This is a genomic window from Pseudoalteromonas sp. S3260, assembly GCF_005886925.1.
Classification (GTDB): domain Bacteria; phylum Pseudomonadota; class Gammaproteobacteria; order Enterobacterales; family Alteromonadaceae; genus Pseudoalteromonas; species Pseudoalteromonas tetraodonis.
On sequence record NZ_PNCV01000274.1, the window covers coordinates 1 to 227 of the forward strand.

Consider the following 227-nt stretch of genomic DNA (forward strand, 5'->3'; position numbering starts at 1 on the left):
CCTGACCATCGCAATGACATTGGCACGGGTTGGTCAGGCTCTGGACCGCCCAAGCTATGTAGAGCGGGCGCTGGAGGTTGGCCTGCGTGCCGCCGAGCGTGATGAAAAATCTGGCCATATTACCGACGCCGGTGTTTGCCATGGCTACTATGGTATGGCACTGATTTATCAAATTCTGAACCAGTTAATGCCTCATCCTCGTTTTGCACAGGCGATGCAGTATTGGG

At 54.2% G+C, this 227-nt stretch carries 1 protein-coding gene; it reads left to right on the plus strand.

Annotated elements, in window-relative coordinates:
* The coding region (locus CWC14_RS18445) for a lanthionine synthetase LanC family protein (protein ID WP_283957461.1) at nucleotides 1–227 on the plus strand (227 nt) is incomplete at both ends.